This window comes from Burkholderia sp. 3C, from assembly GCF_054589155.1.
On record NZ_BAAILN010000039.1, the window covers coordinates 12,040 to 31,816 of the forward strand.

Here is a 19,777-nt window from a genome sequence, read left to right on the forward strand (position 1 = left end):
CGGGCGGCGGCACGCTCCCCGTGAATGTCGGGTTGGAACCCGGACCACTTATAATCGCCGGTTTCGACCCGGCCGCTCAGCGCGGCAGGCCGCTTAAGCGCGGCCCGGGCTTCGTCCGCAAGCCGCCCATTCTAATGCGTGGATGTTTCAGCGCCGCAAATTAGAAAATCGGCGTGCCGGGCCGAACCGGCGTCGGCCCTATTTTCATTCGAATTTTTTCATGCTGAAGCTTTCGCGCATCGCGAACCCCGATGTCGCCCGGGCCGCCCGGAATCTCGTCTGGCTCGGCCTCGAACGCCTGACCCAGATCGGCGTCGCGATCGTGATCAGCGGCCTGCTGGCGCGCGCGCTCGGCCCCGACGCGTTCGGCAAATGGCAGTACGCGAACACGCTGCTGCTGGTGCTCGCGCCGCTCACCTGGGTGTGCGGCGCGGAAATTCTCGTGCCCACCATCGTCCAGCGCCCGCCCGACCAGCTCGGCGCGGTGCTCGGCAGTGCGTTCGCGCTGCGCTTTTCGGTATCGGTGGTGGCGCTCGGTCTGACCTGGGGCGGCATCGCCGCCGGCTTCGTCGACCCGCAGGTGGGCGCGATGCTGGCCGGGCTGGCCGTGACGATGGTGCTGCGCGAGCCGTTCGTCGGGGTGGTCAACGCCTGGCTGCAGAGCATGACGTACAGCAAGCCGCAACTGATCGCCAGCATGTTCGCCGCGCTCGGCAAGGCGCTGCTGGTCTGGCTGCTGGTGCGCGCCGCCGCCGCACCGGCCAGCTACGGCTGGCTCTGGGCGCTGGAAGCCGGCGCGATCGCGGTGGCGCTGATGCTCTATTACCGGCGCCGCCACGGCGGCCGGCTCGGCTGGCGCATCGAAGCCCCGCTGTTCCGCCATTTCGCCTCGGCCGGCACGGTGTTCTGGATCGGCCTGGTCTGCATGTATCTGTTCCTGAAGCTCGACCGGCTGATGCTGCAGCAGCATGTATCGTTCGCCGAGCTGGGCCGTTATGCGGCGGCTCAACAATTGAACGAGAACTGGATCACGCTGGCGCTGCTGCTCGCGCAGACCATCGCGCCGGCCTTTATCTACCGCGTGACCGAGGTGCCGCGACTGCGCCGCAACGTGTGGCGCCTGATCGGCATGACCAGCGCGCTGATGATCGGTGGCGCGGCCGTGCTCGACCTGCTCGCGCCGCTGATCATCGGCCGCGTGTTCGGGCCGGGTTTCGAGCAATCGGTGTCGATCTTCCGCTGGGCCGTGTGGCTGTCGGTGCCGGCCGGCGTCGAGGCGATCGGCAATCTGGTCGTGCTCAAATATCAGGCGAAATTCGTGCTGCTCGCGAAATGGGTGCTGGCGCTGGCCGTCGCGGCCGTGACCAACGCCATGGCGATTCCCGCGCTGGGCCTGTACGGCGCGTTGGTCGGGCTGGCTGCCGGCTATCTCGCCGCCGCCTCGGTCAATTTTTATTACATCCGCCAAAAACTGCGCTCATGACGCCCTCCTCCACGCCCGCCGGCGCCCTCGACGACGTCGCGGTGCTGATTCCCGCCTACAACGGCCACGAGGATCTCGAACGCACGCTCGCCTCGTTCGACGAGCCTGCGCCCGTGCACGTGCTGGTGGTGGACGACGGCAGCACGCCGCCCGTCGCGCCGGGCGAGCACGCGGGCCTGCGCATCGAGGTGCTGCGCATGCCGCAAAACGGCGGCATCGAGCGCGCGCTGGCCGCCGGCATGGAAGCGCTGGCCGCACGCGGCTTCCGCTACGCGGCCCGCATCGACGCGGGCGACCTGGCCGCGCCGCGGCGGCTCGTCAAGCAGCGCGCGTTCCTGGCCGCCAACCCGCGCGTGGCCTGCGTCGGCACCTGGACCCAGGTGATCGCGCGCGACGGCCGCCCGCTGTTCATGCTGACGCCGCCCGCCGATCCGGCCCGGCTGCGCCGCACGCGTTTCGCGCGCTCGCCGCTGGTTCATCCGTCGGTGATGCTCGATATCCCGCGGGTACTGGAGGTCGGCAACTATCGCGTCAAATATCGGGCCGCCGAGGATCTCGACATTTTTTTGCGCTTAATGGAACGCTACGATTGCGCGAACCTGCCCGAACTCGGCCTATATTACGAGCTGAACGAAGGCGGCATCAGCGCCACCAAACGGCGTCGGCAGATCCAGTCGACGCTGGCCCTCGTGATCCGGTATTTCGACGTGCGCAACCCCTACGACTGGTGCGGCCTGGCGAAATACCTGCTGCATCTCGTCACGCCGTATTCGCTGCTGCACAAGCTCAAGCGCCGCTCGTTCGCCTCGCGCCGCGCCGCCTGATGCGCGCCCCCCGTTCCCCTTTCATCGCCTCGACATGAGTTCCGTTTCCGCGCTGCGCATCGTTCTCGTCTGCAATACCGCCTGGGCGATCCATACCTATCGTCACGGCCTGATCCGCATGCTCGTGGCGAGCGGCGCCGAGGTGACCGTGCTCGCGCCGCGCGACCGCACCGTCGAGCCGCTCGAACAGATGGGCTGCCGCTATATCGAACTGCCGGTCGCCTCGAAGGGCACCGATCCGGTGGAAGACCTGCGCATGCTGGCCGCGATGCGCCGCCACTACCGCGCGATCCGCCCGCACCTCGTGTTCCATTACACGATCAAGCCGAACATCTACGGCTCGATCGCGGCGTGGCTCGCGCACACGCCGTCGGTGGCGGTCACCACCGGCCTCGGCTACGTGTTCATTCGCGAGAGCCGCGCGGCGAGCGTCGCCAAGCTGCTGTACCGGTTTGCGTTCCGCTTCCCGCGCGAGGTGTGGTTCCTGAACCGCGACGACCTCGCCACCTTCGAATCGCAGCGCCTGCTCGCGCATCCCGCGCGCGCGCGGCTGCTGCACGGCGAAGGCGTGGACATCGCGCAATTCGCGCCGGCCCCGCTGCCCGAGCGCGACACTTACACGTTCGTGCTGATCGGCCGATTGCTGTGGGACAAGGGCGTGCGCGAATATGTCGACGCCGCGCGCGCGCTGAAGCCGCGCTATCCGCATGCGCGCTTCGCGCTGCTCGGGCCGGTGGGCGTGGACAACCCGAGCGCCGTGTCGCAAACCTATCTCGATGACTGGGTGCGCGACGGCGCGATCGAGTATCTTGGCGAGGCGCACGACGTGCGTCCGCATATCGAGGCCGCCGACTGCGTGGTGCTGCCCTCGTATCGCGAGGGCGTGCCGCGCACGCTGATGGAGGCCTCGGCGATGTGCCGGCCGATCGTCGCCACCGACGTGCCGGGCTGCCGCGACGTGGTGGCCGACGGCGAAACCGGCCTGCTCTGCACGGCGCGCGACAGCACGAGCCTGGCCGAAAAAATGGCGGCCATGCTCGATCTGCCGGCCGAGGCGCGCCGCGCGATGGGCGAGCGCGGCCGCGAAAAAGTCTTGAAGGAATTCGACGAAGCGAACGTCGTCGATCGTTATCGGGAAACCATTCGTGCCCTGACCGGCACGGCACTCTGAGGGAGGGCAACGCAATGAGCAACAAGGGCACGATCCTCGTGACGGGCGGTGCGGGCTTTATCGGCTCGCATACGGTCGTCGAACTGCTCGGCAACGGCTACGACGTCGTGATCGTCGACAACCTGGTCAACAGCAAGCGCGAAGCCGTCGAACGGATCGCGAAGATCGCCGGGCGCGCGCCCGCGTTCCACCAGATCGACGCCTGCGACGAAGCCGCGCTCGGCAAGGTGTTCGACGCGCATCCGATCACGGCCGCGATCCACTTCGCCGCGCTGAAGGCGGTGGGCGAATCGGTCGCGAAGCCGGTCGAGTATTACCGCAACAACCTCGACAGCCTGCTGGCCGTGCTCAACGTCATGCGCGCGCGCAACGTCAAGCACTTCGTGTTCAGCTCGTCGGCCACCGTGTACGGCGTGCCCGAGCGCTCGCCGATCGACGAATCGTTCCCGCTGTCGGCCACCAACCCGTACGGCCAGACCAAGCTGATCGCCGAGCAGATCCTGCGCGACGTCGAGATTTCCGACCCGTCGTGGCGCATCGCCACGCTGCGCTACTTCAACCCGGTCGGCGCGCACGAAAGCGGCCTGATCGGCGAGGATCCGGCCGGCCTGCCGAACAACCTGATGCCGTACGTCGCGCAGGTCGCCGTCGGCAAGCTCGACCAACTGCGCGTGTTCGGCAACGACTATCCGACGCCCGACGGCACCGGCGTGCGCGACTACATCCACGTGGTCGATCTCGCGCGCGGCCACTTGAAGGCGCTCGATGCCTTGCGCCAGCGCGATGCAAGCTTCGTCGTCAATCTCGGCACCGGCCACGGCTACAGCGTGCTCGACATCATTCGCGCGTTCGAGGCCGCGAGCGGCCGCAAGGTGCCCTACGAAATCGTCGCGCGCCGCCCCGGCGACGTCGGCGAGTGCTACGCGAACCCGGCGCGCGCCGCCGAGCTGATCGGCTGGCAGGCCGAGTACGGCATCGAGCGGATGTGCGCCGACCACTGGCGCTGGCAGGAACGGAACCCGCGCGGGTTCGCCTGAGCGACGGGGTGGCGATTCCACCCCGATTGAACCGCCTGCTGAAAGCCCCGCTCCGGCGGGGCTTTTTACTGGGCGGAACACGCCCGAACGCCCCGCTGCACCGGCCCTGGCCAACGCACGCAAGTCCTTGTCGAATAAGGAAAACGCGAACGCCGACAGGCTAACGGCCGCGCGCATCGCTCCGGTATAATCCGCTGGCTCGAATTCCGGCCCGCCCCGGTTCGCCCCTGCCTCGTTTCCCGGCCCGTCCATGCTCAGCTTCGCCGTCGCGTTCCTCGCCTCCCTGCTCGTCACGCTGCTCATCATCCGCTATGCGCATCTGCACGAGAAATTCTCGATCGACCACGATCTCGCCGGCGTGCAGAAATTCCATGCGCATCCGGTGCCGCGCGTCGGCGGTCTCGGCATCGTCGCCGGCCTGCTGATCGGCTGCGTGCCGCTTGCGCTGCGCTACCCGACCGTCGCCGGCAGCATCGCCGGCCTCGCCGCCTGCGGCATTCCGGCGTTCGGCTCGGGGCTGATCGAGGATCTGACCAAGAAAGTGTCGCCGCGCGCGCGGCTGCTCTGCACCATGGCCGCCGCCGCGATCGCGTTCGCGCTGGTGGGGGTCGCGATCACGCGCATCAGCGTGCCGCCGCTCGACTTCCTGCTCGGCTACACGGCGATTTCGGCCGTCGTCACCGTGCTGGCCGTGGCCGCGCTCGCCAATGCCGTCAATATCATCGACGGCTTCAACGGCCTGGCCTCGATGGTCGCGTTCATGATGTTCGCCTCGCTCGCCTACGTGTCGTTCCAGGTGTCCGAGCCGGTCGTGCTGTCGGCGTCGCTGCTGATGATGGGCGCGATCATGGGCTTCTTCATCTGGAACTTCCCGGCCGGCCTGATCTTCCTCGGCGACGGCGGCGCGTACTTCATCGGCTTCATGCTCGGCGAGTTGTCGATCCTGCTCGTGATGCGGCATCGCGAGGTGTCGGCCTGGTATCCGGTGCTGCTGTTCATGTACCCGATCTTCGAGACGTGCTTCTCGATCTACCGGAAGAAGTTCATTCGCGGCATCTCGCCCGGCATTCCCGACGGCGTGCACCTGCACATGCTCGTCTACAAGCGGCTGATGCGCTGGGCCGTGGGCACGCGCGCCGCGCACGAGCTGACGCGCCGCAATTCGCTGACGTCACCCTATCTGTGGCTGCTGTGCCTGATCGCCGTGATCCCGGCCACGCTGTTCTGGCGGCACACCGTGCATTTGTTCGCGTTCGTGCTGGTGTTCATGTTCGCGTACGTGTGGCTGTACGTCAGCATCGTGCGGTTCCGCGTGCCGCGCTGGATGGTGGTGCGCAAGACGCGCGCGCAGCATCATCAGTAAGCCCGATCGCGGATGTGAAAAAAGCGCCCTTGGGGCGCTTTTTTGTTGGACTCTCCGCAACGCCGGCCGGCTCAGGCCTGTGCGCGCGTCGGCACGCTCTGCAAGGTCGGCCCGCACGCCGGCGCATATTCGGGCACCCAGCGGCGCAGGTCGCGGCGCACTTCGTCGTCGGCCAGCACGCGATGCTGCATGAGCCACGGCAACAGTTCGTCGAGAAGATTTTCGGGCACTTCGCGCGCCTTCGCGGTACGCAGCTTCGGATGCGGCGTGCGCGTGGTGGTTTCGTCGTCGGCGAGCAGTTCTTCATACAGCTTCTCGCCAGGCCGCAGGCCGGAGAATTCGATGCGGATCTGATCCTCGTCGAAGCCGTACAGGCGGATCAGGTCGCGCGCGAGATCGACGATGCGCACCGGCTCGCCCATGTCGAGGATGAAGATCTCGCCGCCCTGCCCCATGCTCGACGCCTGCAGCACGAGCTGCGACGCTTCGGGGATCGTCATGAAGAAGCGCGTGATTTCGGGGTGCGTGACCGTCACCGGGCCGCCCTTGGCGATCTGCTGCTGGAACTTCGGGATCACGCTGCCGGCGCTGCCGAGCACGTTGCCGAAGCGCACGGTTTCGAACTGCGTGTTCGGGCTCGATTGCTGCAGGGCCTGGCAGGCCATCTCGGCGAGCCGCTTGCTCGCGCCCATCACGTTGGTCGGATTGACGGCCTTGTCGGTCGAAATCAGCACGAAGTGGCGCACGCCATGACGGATCGCCGCGCGCGCGACGCGGTAGGTGCCGAGCACGTTATTGCGCAGCGCCTGCCACGCGTTCAGTTCTTCCATCAGCGGCACGTGCTTGTAGGCCGCCGCGTGGAACACGATGTGCGGCGTGTGGGCCGACATCACGTGATCGAGCAGCAAGGAATCCTTCGCATCGCCGATGAGCGGCACCACGCGGCTGTCGGGGAAGCGCTCGCAGAGGTCTTCGGTCAGGCGGTAGATCGCGTACTCGGACAAGTCGAACGCGATCAGTTGCGCCGGTGCGAACTTAAGGATCTGGCGGCACAGCTCGGAGCCGATCGAGCCGCCGGCGCCCGTCACCATCACCACGCGGTCGCGCAGCAAGGCGTTGACGTGGGGGGTGTCGATGGTGATTTCGTCGCGGCCGAGCAGATCTTCGAGGTCGATCTGGCGGATCTGGGACAGCATGCCCTGCCCCGGCATGGTGGTCAGCGACGGCAGCACCATCGCGTTCACGCCGGCGCGCACGCACAAGGTCGCGACACGGCGCTGCACCTCGACCGAGGCGGAGGGCATCGCGATGATCACGTGCTCGGCCTTGGTGATGTCCGCCCAGTGCTCCAGCTCGGAAATCGGCCCGAGCACCTTGTAGCCGTACACTTCGCGGCCGCGTTTGGCCGCTTCATCGTCGAGCAGGCCCACCAGCCGCCATTCGCCGGAACGCGACAGCTCGCGCGCGAGGCTCGCGCCCGCGCCGCCGGCGCCGAGCACCAGCACCGGCTTGCCTTGCCCGACCAGGCCGCCGTAGCGGTAGAACTCCTTGGTCGCGCGGTAGAGCGCACGCGCGCCGCCCATGAACAGGAACAGCAACATGGGCGAGAGCAGCAACACCGAACGGGGAATCAACGGCATCGGCTGAAACATGACAGCGCAGGCCATCACGATGCCACCGCCCGCCACCACGGCCTTGGAGATGCGCAGCAGGTCGGGCAGGCTCGCGAACACCCAGAGGCCGCGGTAGAGGCCGAGGGCGCGGAACAGCAAGGCGTAGATAGGGAGGACCCAGATCAGCGCCAGCAATGCACCGTGAGCGAATTCGATAGGCACGCTCCCGTTGAAGCGAACCAGATACGCAAACAGCCATCCGACCAGCACAGCAAGCAGGTCGAATAGAAACGCGCTCAACGACAGCCAAGATGACTTGCGTCGCAACATCGTCGGGAGACCTCAGGAATTATTATCAGTACGCGCCTGGAACCGGCGCCAACGCATATCGATTGCCAACCCGAATCCGGCCAGAACGCCATACCATGCGAGCAACGCCACCCATTGCTGCATCTCCGGGCGGCCCTTCGCCCACTGGGCGACAATTATGCCGACGAACATTACAAGGTACCAGCAGATCGCCGTATGCCCGTGACCCACCCCGGCTCGAATCATCCGCTGATAGTAATGCTCGCGATGGGCCTGCCAGAACTTTTCACCCCGCGATAGTCGTTTCAGAAGTGTTACAGTTGCGTCGGCAATAAAGGGCGAGAACACCATCGCCGGGAACCAGATCGGCCAGACGTCGTCGCGCCATCCCCAATAGCCGAGCGCACCGGCCAGAAAACCGAGCGGAATCGACCCCGCATCGCCTAAAAACAGCCGAGCGGGGTGGAAATTCAGCAGCAGGAAGCCCAGCGCGGCTCCTGCAACCGCCGCGCCCGACATGGCGAGATCGAGGGAGGGATGGTTTCCGTACAGCGCCGCGAGCGAATAGGCGCCGAAGCCGAAACAGGCCATGCCGCCAGCCAGGCCGTCCGCGCCGTCCATGAAGTTGTACAGGTTGATCAGCCAGATCATCGCGAAGCCGAGCGCCGCGAGCAACCACCATGGCACGCCGGCTACCGGATACGCCGACAGCAGCGCGGCGATGGCCGCAAGGTGAGCCAGGAAGCGAACCCGGGCCGGCAGGCCGCGACGGTCGTCGATCTGCGATATCGCCGCCAGCGCGGCGGCCGCCGCCGCAATCAGCCAAAGCCGTGGGGCCAATATCAGCGAAGCCAGTACGCAGACAGGCAGTATCCCCCATCCACCGACGCGAGGCGTCGGGCGGGTGTGCATCGAGCGGGCGTTCGGGATATCGGTGGCCAAGCGCCACGCCCATCCGGTGGCCAGCAGGATGCGGAGTATTGTCGTCGAGACAAAGGCTGCGATCAAGGCAACCCCCGCCACGACGAGCCACGCGGAAATCGCGAAGAGCATGTTATCTATTTTTGGTTGTCGCGCGAACGATACCATGCGGCCGTCGCGTCCAGGCCCTGCTGTGTTGTATAAGGGGCACGCCAATCCAACACACGGCCGATCCGGCTGCAATCGAGCCGCAAACTCTCGGTCAGCCGGGAGATTGTCGCGCTTCGCCCGGTCAATTTGCCCAGCGTCGTCAACGCGGCCACCGGCACCGGAAACAGCCGAGCGCGCCGGCCCAACGCGTCGCCCACCATGCGCAACAAACCCGGCACGGTCGGCGCGTCGTCGTCGGCAACATGGAAGCACTCGCCGACGGCACGCGCGTCGAGAGCGCAATGCAGCAGGGCATCAGCGAGGTTGTCGACATAGACGACACTGCGCCGCGTTTGGATCGCCGCCAGCGGCAATGGAACGCCGTTTGCAACGGCATCCATCATTTGAAGAAAATTGGCCCGCACGCAGGGGCCGTAGACCAGAGGCGGACGCACGATCACGAACTCGAGGCCGCTCGTGCCTGCATAGCGGGCAAGCTCGCGTTCGGCGCGCCATTTCGAACGGCCGTAGGCATCCTGAGGATCGGCTTCGGCGTCCTCGGCAACGGGCACGCCGCGATCCACCTCCGCCATCGCCTTGATGCTGCTCGCGAACACCATGCGGCGGACGCCGCGTGCCCGCGACGCTCCGGCGACGCGCAGCGTACCCATGACATTGGTGTCATCGAACGCGGCATCGGGATCGGGTGCCTCATCGTGCATCACATGCACGCGCGCCGCGAGATGGATCACGGAATCCACGGCCAGCCCGGCAGGCCAGGCGCCCTCCAGGCCATCGAAATCGGCGGTATCGTGCACCCATTCATGAACACCATCGACACACCCACCCGGACGCCGCACCAGCCCCCAGACGGTATGCCCCGCCTCCAGCGCACGGCGGCAAAACGCGCGACCAACAAACCCGTTCGCGCCAGTCACTAGCAGACGACTCACCAGCACCTCCAGCCGAAGCGACGATAGAACTTGAAGGCCGATGCCGCGAACATGCGGATATGGGCGAAGCCCTTGCGTGCCGCCCCGCCGCCGTGATGGACGACGCGCACGGCCGGCACATACGCGAGACGCGCGACCTTGCCCGCACGAAGGCTCAAATCGTAATCCTCGAAATAGAGGAAATAGCGCGAATCGAAGCCGTTCAATTGCTTGAGCGTGTTGGTGCGAAACAGCATGAAGCAGCCGCTGACGATCGGCGGATCGCGGAACACTTCCGCACCGGTCATGCGGTCTCGCATTTCGTAGCGGACGAGCCGCGCCTCGAAGTGCTGCCTGAGCGAGCGCGGCAGAAAACCTCTTACAAACAGGTCCAGCAACGCTGGGTAACGTCGGCAGAGAAATTGCAGATGACCGTCCGCATCCTCGACGCGCGGCGACAGCAGGCCGACGTCGGGATGCGCATCGAGAAAATCGAGTGCGGCGACCAGCGCATCGGCATCGAGATCGATATCGGGATTCAGCACGAGGTGATAACCGCTCGACACCCGCTCGATCGCGAGATTGTGACCGCGTCCATAGCCGACATTGCCGTGACCGGCCATCACGATGCAATCGATCCCGTGCGCGCGAAAAGCGTCCAACACGGGTAACGATGCCGGCGAATCGCCGTTATCGATCAGCCACAGTTCCGACCGCTGACCAGGTCGCGCGGCATCGAGTTGCCCGAGCGCAACCAGCAGGCTCGATAGCGTCTGCGTCAACTGCGCCGGACCCATCCGGTAGACGACGATCGATACGGTCAGGAGATTCGTGGGGACGATATGCACCAGGAGTTTTTCCGCTAAAAATGGGGTTCGACAGCGCCGGGGCAACACATGCCCCTGCCTGGCCGCAAGCCCTCAAGCGCGCGGCGACAGACGGCGGCGCAGGATTCGAATGGCTCGCCACCAGCTTGCCTCGGTCGACAGTAAAGGACGCAAAAACGGCGCACGGACCAGCGCCTTGCGCACCATGCGGCGAACCGTCAACGTCAAACCCTGCCGCCAGGATGGCGCCGTGTCCGATTCGGATTCGGCAGGGCTGAACGTCACGTGCATCGCCCGCTGCCGCTCCAATGCGACGCCATAGGCCTCCTGCAACCTGGCCTGACGGCCCAGCGCGACCTTGCTCGACATTGGCACACGATAACGGGACGTGACGCGCAGAACCGACGTGAAATCGGTCGCGCAGGAGTAACGAACCCACAGCACCCAGTCCTCGAGCTGATCGAGATCTTCATCGAAACCGCCGAACGCTTCATGGAGGCTGCGATGAAACAACACGGCCTGAATCGGCACCAGATTTTCCTGCCAGAGCACCCGCCGCGAATACGGGCGGTACCTGAGCGAAACCGGGCCTTCCCGATAACTGACCGATTCGGCCGTCGATTGCAGGAATTCGGTCGGCACTTCATGCGATGCGCTGTAGACGAGCCGATTCGTGCCCTGCCCGGCAGTTCGCATCAATGTCTCGACGTGATCGGCGTAGAACTGATCGTCGTCGTCGAGAAAGCCGAGCCATTGTCCCTTCGCCAGGGACAAGCCGAGATTGCCGGCCGCGCTGCGGCCGACATGCGCCTCCGTCGCGACGTAACGCACGTTCAGATGTCCGACGAATTCCCGCTCCACCATCTCCCGGCTGTGATCCGGGCCATCCTCCACCACGATGACTTCGAGTTGGGGATAGGTCTGGTTCTGCAGCGACTTCAGCGCCTCGCGCAGCAAAGCCGGACGGCGATGGGTACGTACGACGATCGATACCAGCGGTGCCGACCGCCTGTCCACCGGGTCGGTTGCCAAGGCGAAGAAAGCACCGTCACGTCGGTCGCCGTAACCCCAGAAGCGAAATTCGGGACGAAAGCCGCGTGCGCGATAAGACACTCCGGTCCGTCGGAAATAGGCCGCACTTTCGAGATAGCGAGCCAGTACGGCAATCAGCTCACGTCGTGCCCCGGGGAATCGTGGCCGCCTCGCGAATTCAGCCAGCCAGCACACGAAACCTCGCAGCACATCGCCCCACGAGCCGAAACGGGTGCGCAGTTGCAACGATGCCAGAACGCCCTGCGTGATCTGCAATGGCTTGACCTCGGCGGCCGTCGAATAGGTCAGGTGTACGGCCACGGCACGCGGCACGTAGCAAAGCGCCCAGCCCTCGGCCCTCTGCCGCCATGACATGTCGACATCCTCCCCGTACATGAAGATGCGCGGCTCGAACCCGCAAACCTGAGCGAACGCCGCGCGTCGGAACACGACGGCAGCACCCGTCACCCAATCGGTACGCAGCGTGACAGGATCGTAGAACTTGGGGTGCTCGTACGGCACCTGGCGCAATTCCCAGGCACCGACATCGGCAGATGACGCATCGATCGACGCGCGCAGCTCCGCCAAAGCATCGGGCCATAGGCGCGTGTCGGGATTCAAGACAAAGAAGAACGGGGCATCCGACGATTCGAACGTGGCGTTGTGTCCGACGCCGAACCCCAGATTCCCTGTTGAATGAACCAACCACAGGCCGAACGGATAGCCTGCGCTGGTCTGCACGAATCGATCCCAACGCTCACTGTCGGCGGGATCGTTATTGCGAAGCAGGACACGTACTTCGAGATCCTCACCGCACGTTTGCGCAGCCAGGCTGTCCAGCAGGTCGGCGACTACGGCCTCCGCCTGCCGGTACACCACGATGGAAATATCAAAGCGCATGTTTCTTCCTGCTTGCGCGTCAGCCCAACCGGCGGACGATCCGGCGAGCAACGATCTTCAGGTTGTCATAGCCCTTGCGAGCAATCCGGTACAGCCTCGGATGACGAATGAAAAACCGCCGCAAGATATCGAGTTGCGCTGTCTGCTGCAATGTCGCGACGTCGTAACCGAGCTTGCGGATCAGGTTGCGCTGATCAACAATCAGCTTGATCGTACCCGGCGGGAAGATGTGATATTGCTCGTTGTGCTTCGCGATGATTCTGTCGTAATCGCGCTGCCATTCCTCCGGCGAATGAATCGAGAACGACGATTCGCCAGAACGCCATTTGCGATAGATCCCGGTGATTTCCGGGCTGCTTTCGACACCGCAAACGAACGCCGTCCGCATCTCGAAATCCCAGTCCTCAGCCGTATCGAGTTCCTCGTCGAATCGAATGCCCAGATTCTGAAAGGCCGCGCGCGGAAACGACAGCGAGACCGGCGGAGAATAGTTCTGCGACAGGTGGTTGAAGAAATCGAAATGCGCCGGATAAGGCGTCGTGATCGAGGAAGTGGTCCGGTATCCGAGCGCACCGTCGGGCCGCACGCCCGTGGACGTGATGTCCTGCTCCGCCGCCGTGGTACGCAGCACGCATCCTGCGGCACGTTCGGCCAGTTGCTTGAACGTCTCGACCCAGTGAGCGAACACCAGTTCGTCGTCGTCGAGAATCGACACGTACTGCCCTCGTGCTGCCGCGAAACCGGCATTCAGCGGCGCGGTGCGCCCGCCATGATCACAGCGAAGCAGGCGAACGCGATTGCGCATGGATTCGGGCAGATCCTCCACGATCCGCGCCACCGCAGCATAAGGTTCGGCTTCAACCTTGTGCGCGACTATGATCACCTCGAAATCCTGACAGGTCTGGGCCGTCAGGCACAACAAGGCATCGCGCAGATTGCCGAGGCGCTTGCCCTGGGTACGGGTCACGACCGACAGGAAGGTGCTTTGTGCCTTGGAGTCGAGCAGCATCGGCACATCCTGACGCGCGCCCGGTAAATAGGCACGAACCAGCTCGTTGATCGTGCCGAACGGATCCGCCGCGCTGCGCAGTTGCCGCAGATACCGCGATACCGCCGTTTTGCCGGTCAACAGCGGGTGCGCTTGCGGAAACGACTGATCGCTCACCTCGAGGTGATAGTCATGCGCGCCCACCTGATGCCAGCCGGCGCGCTTGGCCATCGCCGCCAGCAGGCTGTCAGTGTGATGGATCACATGCGTATGATCGAGCAAGCCGACTTCGGTGTAGTCCCAACGCCCGGCCAGCAGCTTCGCGCCCAGATCCCGGTGGCCGACGTTCGGCACGGCAATCACGAGGAGAATCGCGCGCTGCGCGGCATAATCATGCAAACGATCGAGCAGCAGCGGCCCGTTCGTCACATGTTCGAGAATGTCGATCATCGAGATCGACACGACCTCGCGCCCGGCAACGACGTCGTCGATTGCCGCAAACACCGCGTCAGGATCATGCAGGTTGATCTGACGCCCGTCGAAACCGCGCTCCTTCAAATTCAGCAGCGAATTCTGATCCGCGTCGAACCCGATGTAGGTGAGGCCGAGATCGCGCACCGGCTCGGCAATGGCGCCATATCCGCAACCGATATCCAGGTGCACGCCGCTATTCGCGCCGAACTCCTGAACCAGGTCAACGACGTTGGCATACACCGAATTCTGGTGGTAGTGGAACTGATAAGTTGCATTCATGATTTAGAAGCGGTGTTTCGCGTAATAGCCGCCGACAAACTGGGCCACGCGGTGGTCTCGGTCGATCTGGGCCGGCAATTGGCCCGCAGTCTTGAGTTCACGATATTTTTTTGCCGCCTTCTGCTCGAGCTCACTGCCCGCTGCCAGCAACTGGCGCTCGATACGATCCGCCAGCGCGCCGTTCGAGAACTTGTGCGCGAGGATCATCGCGGCTTCGGCCGAGTAATACTCTTCCGCGCCACCGACGATCCACTTGCCCGCCGTCGACAGGCGCTTGTCGTGAAACAAGGCTGCCGAAGGTTGAAACACGACCTTGTAGCCTGCCAGACGAACCCGCCACGAAAAATCCACGTCATCGCAGTACAAGAAGAACGATTCCGGATCGAATCCGTTCACCTCTTTTGCAACGGCGGCCGAGACCAGCGCACAGGCCGTGGTGGCCCAGCTCGTCTCACCCGTCACCGCGTCGTAATCCTTGGCATGTTCGATCGGCACTTGCCGCGCTTCGACAATACCCACGTCCGGCTTGTGCATCGGACGAACCAGTTCGACGAAGATGTTCGGCGCCACCAGCGTGTCGGGATTCAGGATCAGCACGAGCTCCGTTTGCAGATCCTCCAGCAACCGGTTCTGTCCGGCCGCCGAACCGAGATTCGCGTTGAAGAACGTGTATTGAATCCGGGCGACACCTTGCGGAAGGAATTTGGCAGCCCGTTCCTCGATTTGTTCGGGTGTGAACACAGGCTCCGGCGAGCAATCACCCAATGCGACCTCGACCGAGGACAGCACGCCCGCGGCAACCGCCAGGTCGGCCGCACGCGCAATGCTCTCAAGCGCCGAATCAATGTGCGCTTGCGCGTTGTTATACAGAACCGACTGAATCCGCAGCGAAGCAGGGCCGGTAATAATCGTGTCGTGCAATGGCACCGTTCACCTCTGTGATGGGGATTAGTTCTTTCGATTGAGTTCTTCTGCGATCCAGCTCTGTAATGCATCGATGCCGCGTTTCAACGACCACTGCGGCTCCCAGGCGAGATGCGTCAGCGATTCACTCAGATCGCAAGCCGCATGTCGTACGTCGCCGTCGCGGAATGCACCATTGACCTGCGGTTCGGGCGCACCGTAATGCGCGGCCACCACGCGCGCCATCTCCAGGATGCTCGTGGCCTCACCGGAGCCGATGTCGAACACGGACAGCGGAGCCGGTTCACGCGCCAACCCGGCCACAATGGCATCCGCCACATCGTCGATGCTGACGAAATCGCGCGTCACATGGCCGTCCTCGTAGAGCGGGATGACCTTCTTTTCACGCGCCAGCCGCGAGAAAAGCGCAACGATGCCGGTGTAGGAATTGGTCAGCGACTGGCCAGGGCCATAGACGTTCTGCAAGCGCAAAACCGTCAACGGCGTCTTGGTCGCCAGCGTCCAGGCCGACAGCGCGTGCTCCTGGGTCAGTTTGGTCGCGCCATAAACACTGGTGGGGCGCGGCTCGGTCCGATCGGCGCGCGACGGCTGCATCGTCAAGCCCGGGAAATCCCACTGCGCAGCCTCCAGCTGTGCACGCCCGCGTTGCCCCGGATAGACCACCGTGCCGTCTTCTTTCTGCCAGGCGCCTTCGCCGTAGATCGCGCGGCTGCTGGTCAGCAGGATGTGCTCAACACTGACGCCGTGTCGGACCAGCGCATCGGTGAGGCGCGTCGTGCCGACCACGTTGACGAGCGCATGCCGGCTCGCTTCGGTCAGCGACTGGCCCGTACCGGTTTCGGCAGCGAGATGGATAACGATGTCGGGATGAAAATCCGCCAGCAACACATCCCATGCCTGTGCATCCGTCACGTCGGCCACGACAAGTTCCGCATTGACATCGAGTGCAGCCGGACGCACCGCCTGCGCGTGAATCTGTGGATGCAGGTTGTCCATGACCACATAGCGCGACGCGAGCGGCGCGAGACGTTTGGAAATCGCACAACCGATAAAACCCGCACCACCCGTCACGAGGATCTTCTTACCGTCCACCCGGCTTACGTTTACGTCGCTCATCACACTCCCTCTTTTTTCATACCAAATCTGGCCCGAAATAACTTCCATCCCTGGCCCGGCCCCCAATTTTTCAACTCAAGCGCGCGCTTCTCGACCAGATGCCAACTGAACCATGCGCACACATAGGTCAGGACGACAGATGCCGCCAGGAAGAATACAAACCCATGCCGATAGGCGCCTACGTACGCCAGCAACTGCTGCACCAAAAATCCGAACACGTAGATGCCATACGAATAATCGTTCTTCGAGCCGATCCGTCGCGCCCACTGCGGCAACCGGCAAGCGAGCCACAGAATCGTGTACACCATGGCAGGATACCCGAGCAGCAGATAGCCCCCCTTGAACAGCGACAACAGATAGACAGCCAGCGCAAACGCACCGAGCTTGTCGGAAATCGGCAAGGCTTTCGAACATACCGCTGCACTCGAACCGATCAGAAAAATCGTACCGTATTGCACGAGGTGGGGATCGCCGGCCCAATGCACGAGTTTCGCCGACATCGCCGGATCAATCGTCTGCACCGCCAGCACGAGCCAGGAAACCAGTGTGGCAGCCAGCAGGACCCGGCGATGCTCGGTCAGGAGTCCAAACACCGCAAACACGCCGATCATCACGTAACACTTCGCTTCGTAGACCAAGGTCCAGATCGATCCGTTGAAGACGCTCTCGGAAATCGACTGACCATACGGCGTGGTATCGCGCAGCAGGTTGTTGATGCCGTACTGGCCGATCGACAGTCGCCAGTTGTTCGTGAGATATCCGAACGCGCCGCCCACACCGTGAGTCCAGTAGCCCTGCAGCGTCCCCATCTCGATATAGTGAATGACGGGCCCCACGCCCAGCGCCGTGACGATCAACACCGCCCAATACGCCGGAAAAATCCGCACACACCGCCGCCACGCGAACTGCATCAGGTCTGCCTGCATGCCGCTCTTTGCAATGAGGAAACCGCTGATTGCGAAAAAACCCGATACGCAAATGCCCCCCATCGAATCCTGGCCCTGCGTCAAGCGCCACATCGGGTCCGATCCGAAACCGCCCAGTGGGAACGCGTGGTCCCAGAGCACCAGGGTGGCGAAGATAAGGCGCAGCAGGCCGAACGCATTGTCATGACTCGACAGGCGCTGCGAGGCCGTGAACGGAGCTTCGAATGTCATGCCTTTGCCTCTGAATCTTTGGAGTCTTTTGATTCTTCCGACGCATCGCGCTCGAGTGTGATTTCATGCATCGGAATGCCGATCAATCCCGTGCTGACACTGGTCGAATGCGATTTGAGCAACACCGCATCATGTAGCCATTGGTGAACCACATGCTCTGCTTGCGAGCCATCGGCAATCGCGATGCTCACCGCGTAATCGCCGACCGGCAACACCGGCATCCGGAACAGGAAGCGTACGGTGAAGTGCTCGCCCGCCGCCACGGAGAACGGCTCCTGCAGCGTCGTGAGGTAGGTGTTGTCACCAAATAGATTCTGCCCGAGCCGATCGCGGACGATAAACCCGACAATCGCACGAGAGAGATCCTGCAACGCCCTGACACCGACGCAGATGCACACCAACTCACCGCCGACGACCCAGTTCAGCGGCCCGCCCGTCGAATCCTCCACGCGCGCGTACTCGATCGCCGCGCCGCCCAATCCGAAATGCTTGGCGTCATGGTTGAACTGAAACAGTTCGATGTCATTGCGCAAGGCCGAGGCATTGACGAGCTCCGCGCGCTGATCGCGCACATCGCCTTCGGAGATCGTACGCACGACCTGGCTGCGCTCGGTCGACCGCCCGGCTCGGCCCGATGTCTGGTGCTGTTCGTCGTAGAACGCCTCGAGATAGGCATCGCATACGTCCTTCGAGGGGCCGACCGCACGCACCTGCCCCTTGTCGAGCCAGACAACACGCGTGCACAGATTGACCACGGCGTTCGTATCGTGACTGACGAACAGGATCGTCCCGCGCTCCATGAACGCGCGCAGGAAGCGCATGCACTTCTGCGTGAAAAACGCGTCGCCGACCGCCAGGGCTTCGTCGATCACCAGCACATCGGCGTCGACGTGCGCGATGACCGCGAAAGCGAGCCGCACATACATACCGCTCGAATAGGTCTTGACGGGCTGATCGACGAAATTGCCGATATCGGCGAACGCGAGGATGTCGTCGAGCCGCTCTTCGATTTGCGCCTTCGACAACCCAAGCAGGGCGGCATTCATGAACACGTTTTCGCGCCCGGTGAACTCGGGGTTGAAGCCGGCGCCGAGTTCGAGCAGTGCGGCAACCCGCCCCTGTATCACGACCTGCCCTTCCGACGGCGTCAAGGTTCCGCAGATGATCTGCAGCAGCGTCGACTTTCCCGAGCCGTTGCGCCCGATGATGCCGATCGTCTCGCCCTTTTGCACCCGAAACGACACGTTCTGCAAGGCGTGAAATTCGCTCGGCCCTTCGCTGCCGAGCAGCCGCGCCGGCAACAGCTTCGCCATGCCGCCCAGACGATGGCGCAACGCAGCCTTGAGCCGGTCGGCCGGCCGGGCGAATACGCGAAAATGTTTGCTGACGCGCTCGACAGCGATCGCCGACGATTCAGAGAACATCGGCAAACCCCTTGCGCATCAGTTGGAAATACTTGAAGCCGGCGCAGGCAACCACCGCACCGCCCAGCACCGCCACGCCCAGCGAGGCAAAATCCGGCGCCTGACCGGCCAGCAAGACGGCCCGCGATTGCTCGATGAACAGCGTCAACGGATTCAGTTCAAGCCAGAAGCGATACTTTTCCGGCAAAGCCGACGCCGGATAAAAAACCGGCGACAGGAACATCAGCACCATGGTGAACAAGCCGGTAATCTGCCCAACGTCTCGTACGAAAACACCGGTTGCCGCCAGGAACCAGGCAACCCCTAAAGACAGCAGCATCAGCGGCAGCAATACGAGCGGCAGATACAGCGCCGTCGCGAAAATGAAATGCCGGAAAATCGCGAAACCGGCCAACAACACCACGAGGCTCACGAGCGTGTGGAAGAACGCCGACAGCAACGCGACGATCGGAAGTATTTCCAGCGGAAATACGATCTTCTTCACATAGCTCGGATTATTCAGAATCAACGTAGGCGCACGGTTGACGCATTCCGCGAACAATCCGTGGATCGTCATGCCGACGAACAGCATCATGGCGAACTGCGCGCGATCCTGATCGACCCCGCCCGCCCCCCATCGCGACTTGAAGACGAACGAGAAGACGAACGAATAGACCGCGAGCATCAACAGCGGATTGAAGAACGACCATGCCAGGCCGAACATCGAGCCGCGATAGCGGCCGACGACTTCGCGCTTCGTCATTTGCCAGATGAGCGGGGCGTTACGTGCGATCGAGCCGAAGAGGCTGTGGGGCGTGGTGAGAAATGCTCTGATTATCGGCATTGTTGGAAGCTGTCTCGCTTCTTTCCTGGT

At 63.6% G+C, this 19,777-nt stretch carries 16 protein-coding genes; 5 read left to right on the top strand and 11 right to left on the bottom strand.

Translation table 11 applies throughout. The annotated features are described in order from the left end of the window. The first annotated feature begins 220 nt into the window (after nucleotides 1–220). The 5 genes from ACYP33_RS05875 to ACYP33_RS05895 all read left to right on the top strand — a co-directional run bounded on the left by ACYP33_RS05875 (nucleotide 221) and on the right by ACYP33_RS05895 (nucleotide 5,878). Entirely contained in the window at nucleotides 221–1,483 is a 1,263-nt protein-coding gene (locus tag ACYP33_RS05875; RefSeq protein ID WP_459620353.1) for a lipopolysaccharide biosynthesis protein, read from the top strand. Continuing rightward, nucleotides 1,480–2,307, top strand: coding sequence for a glycosyltransferase (locus tag ACYP33_RS05880; protein WP_414450223.1), 828 nt, complete (start codon nucleotides 1,480–1,482; stop codon nucleotides 2,305–2,307). The genes ACYP33_RS05875 and ACYP33_RS05880 overlap by 4 nt, the downstream gene beginning before the upstream one ends. A gap of 34 nt (nucleotides 2,308–2,341) precedes the next feature. Continuing rightward, on the top strand, nucleotides 2,342–3,478 hold the full coding sequence (locus tag ACYP33_RS05885) for a glycosyltransferase family 4 protein (RefSeq protein WP_459620356.1): 1,137 nt from the start codon (nucleotides 2,342–2,344) through the stop codon (nucleotides 3,476–3,478). A gap of 14 nt (nucleotides 3,479–3,492) precedes the next feature. Continuing rightward, nucleotides 3,493–4,515 carry a UDP-glucose 4-epimerase GalE gene (galE, locus tag ACYP33_RS05890; protein ID WP_414450225.1) on the top strand — a complete coding sequence of 341 codons (1,023 nt, stop codon included), beginning with the start codon at nucleotides 3,493–3,495 and terminating at the stop codon, nucleotides 4,513–4,515. A gap of 250 nt (nucleotides 4,516–4,765) precedes the next feature. Further along, nucleotides 4,766–5,878 carry an MraY family glycosyltransferase gene (locus tag ACYP33_RS05895; RefSeq protein WP_414444095.1) on the top strand — a complete coding sequence of 371 codons (1,113 nt, stop codon included), beginning with the start codon at nucleotides 4,766–4,768 and terminating at the stop codon, nucleotides 5,876–5,878. A gap of 71 nt (nucleotides 5,879–5,949) precedes the next feature. Here ACYP33_RS05895 and ACYP33_RS05900 read toward each other — a convergent pair whose 3' ends face one another. The 11 genes from ACYP33_RS05900 to ACYP33_RS05950 all read right to left on the bottom strand — a co-directional run bounded on the left by ACYP33_RS05900 (nucleotide 5,950) and on the right by ACYP33_RS05950 (nucleotide 19,747). Continuing rightward, nucleotides 5,950–7,821 carry a polysaccharide biosynthesis protein gene (locus ACYP33_RS05900; protein WP_414450227.1) on the bottom strand — a complete coding sequence of 624 codons (1,872 nt, stop codon included), beginning with the start codon at nucleotides 7,819–7,821 and terminating at the stop codon, nucleotides 5,950–5,952. Between the two features lie 12 nt (nucleotides 7,822–7,833). After that, the gene (locus ACYP33_RS05905) at nucleotides 7,834–8,853 is read right to left on the bottom strand and encodes an MraY family glycosyltransferase (protein WP_414450228.1); all 1,020 of its coding nucleotides are present in this window, start codon (nucleotides 8,851–8,853) and stop codon (nucleotides 7,834–7,836) included. A gap of 5 nt (nucleotides 8,854–8,858) precedes the next feature. Continuing rightward, entirely contained in the window at nucleotides 8,859–9,824 is a 966-nt protein-coding gene (locus ACYP33_RS05910; RefSeq protein ID WP_414450229.1) for an NAD-dependent epimerase/dehydratase family protein, read from the bottom strand. After that, nucleotides 9,821–10,651, bottom strand: a complete 831-nt coding sequence (locus ACYP33_RS05915; protein WP_459620360.1) for a glycosyltransferase family 2 protein — start codon at nucleotides 10,649–10,651, stop codon at nucleotides 9,821–9,823. The genes ACYP33_RS05910 and ACYP33_RS05915 overlap by 4 nt, the downstream gene beginning before the upstream one ends. Before the next feature lie 72 nt (nucleotides 10,652–10,723). Beyond that, nucleotides 10,724–12,562 carry a glycosyltransferase family 2 protein gene (locus ACYP33_RS05920; protein ID WP_459620362.1) on the bottom strand — a complete coding sequence of 613 codons (1,839 nt, stop codon included), beginning with the start codon at nucleotides 12,560–12,562 and terminating at the stop codon, nucleotides 10,724–10,726. A 19-nt stretch (nucleotides 12,563–12,581) separates the two neighbouring features. After that, nucleotides 12,582–14,306: a glycosyltransferase gene (locus ACYP33_RS05925; protein WP_414451993.1), complete on the bottom strand. Its 1,725-nt coding sequence runs from the start codon at nucleotides 14,304–14,306 to the stop codon at nucleotides 12,582–12,584. Next, nucleotides 14,307–15,230 carry a glycosyltransferase family protein gene (locus ACYP33_RS05930; protein WP_414450232.1) on the bottom strand — a complete coding sequence of 308 codons (924 nt, stop codon included), beginning with the start codon at nucleotides 15,228–15,230 and terminating at the stop codon, nucleotides 14,307–14,309. It abuts the gene before it with no gap. A gap of 21 nt (nucleotides 15,231–15,251) precedes the next feature. After that, a complete protein-coding gene (gene wbiB, locus ACYP33_RS05935) occupies nucleotides 15,252–16,343 on the bottom strand; it encodes a dTDP-L-rhamnose 4-epimerase (RefSeq protein ID WP_414450233.1) in 1,092 nt (363 codons plus the stop codon). After that, complete coding sequence (locus tag ACYP33_RS05940; protein WP_459620365.1) at nucleotides 16,343–17,500, bottom strand: acyltransferase family protein; 1,158 nt, start codon at nucleotides 17,498–17,500, stop codon at nucleotides 16,343–16,345. The genes wbiB and ACYP33_RS05940 overlap by 1 nt, the downstream gene beginning before the upstream one ends. After that, on the bottom strand, nucleotides 17,497–18,924 hold the full coding sequence (locus ACYP33_RS05945) for an ABC transporter ATP-binding protein (RefSeq protein WP_459620367.1): 1,428 nt from the start codon (nucleotides 18,922–18,924) through the stop codon (nucleotides 17,497–17,499). Before ACYP33_RS05945 ends, ACYP33_RS05940 begins: the two co-directional genes overlap by 4 nt. Continuing rightward, nucleotides 18,914–19,747 (bottom strand): ABC transporter permease, encoded by an 834-nt coding sequence (locus tag ACYP33_RS05950; RefSeq protein WP_414450236.1) that lies wholly within the window; start codon nucleotides 19,745–19,747, stop codon nucleotides 18,914–18,916. Before ACYP33_RS05950 ends, ACYP33_RS05945 begins: the two co-directional genes overlap by 11 nt. Nucleotides 19,748–19,777: the final 30 nt, after the last annotated feature.

What these genes read in the sequence shown, in the direction of transcription:
- ACYP33_RS05945 (WP_459620367.1), bottom strand. Translation starts at nt 18,924, where the DNA reads ATGTTCTCTGAATCGTCGGCGATCGCTGTCGAGCGCGTCAGCAAACAT.
- ACYP33_RS05950 (WP_414450236.1), bottom strand. Translation starts at nt 19,747, where the DNA reads ATGCCGATAATCAGAGCATTTCTCACCACGCCCCACAGCCTCTTCGGC.
- ACYP33_RS05880 (WP_414450223.1), top strand. Translation starts at nt 1,480, where the DNA reads ATGACGCCCTCCTCCACGCCCGCCGGCGCCCTCGACGACGTCGCGGTG.
- ACYP33_RS05920 (WP_459620362.1), bottom strand. Translation starts at nt 12,562, where the DNA reads ATGCGCTTTGATATTTCCATCGTGGTGTACCGGCAGGCGGAGGCCGTA.
- ACYP33_RS05875 (WP_459620353.1), top strand. Translation starts at nt 221, where the DNA reads ATGCTGAAGCTTTCGCGCATCGCGAACCCCGATGTCGCCCGGGCCGCC.
- galE (WP_414450225.1), top strand. Translation starts at nt 3,493, where the DNA reads ATGAGCAACAAGGGCACGATCCTCGTGACGGGCGGTGCGGGCTTTATC.
- wbiB (WP_414450233.1), bottom strand. Translation starts at nt 16,343, where the DNA reads ATGAGCGACGTAAACGTAAGCCGGGTGGACGGTAAGAAGATCCTCGTG.
- ACYP33_RS05940 (WP_459620365.1), bottom strand. Translation starts at nt 17,500, where the DNA reads ATGACATTCGAAGCTCCGTTCACGGCCTCGCAGCGCCTGTCGAGTCAT.
- ACYP33_RS05885 (WP_459620356.1), top strand. Translation starts at nt 2,342, where the DNA reads ATGAGTTCCGTTTCCGCGCTGCGCATCGTTCTCGTCTGCAATACCGCC.
- ACYP33_RS05900 (WP_414450227.1), bottom strand. Translation starts at nt 7,821, where the DNA reads ATGTTGCGACGCAAGTCATCTTGGCTGTCGTTGAGCGCGTTTCTATTC.
- ACYP33_RS05895 (WP_414444095.1), top strand. Translation starts at nt 4,766, where the DNA reads ATGCTCAGCTTCGCCGTCGCGTTCCTCGCCTCCCTGCTCGTCACGCTG.
- ACYP33_RS05905 (WP_414450228.1), bottom strand. Translation starts at nt 8,853, where the DNA reads ATGCTCTTCGCGATTTCCGCGTGGCTCGTCGTGGCGGGGGTTGCCTTG.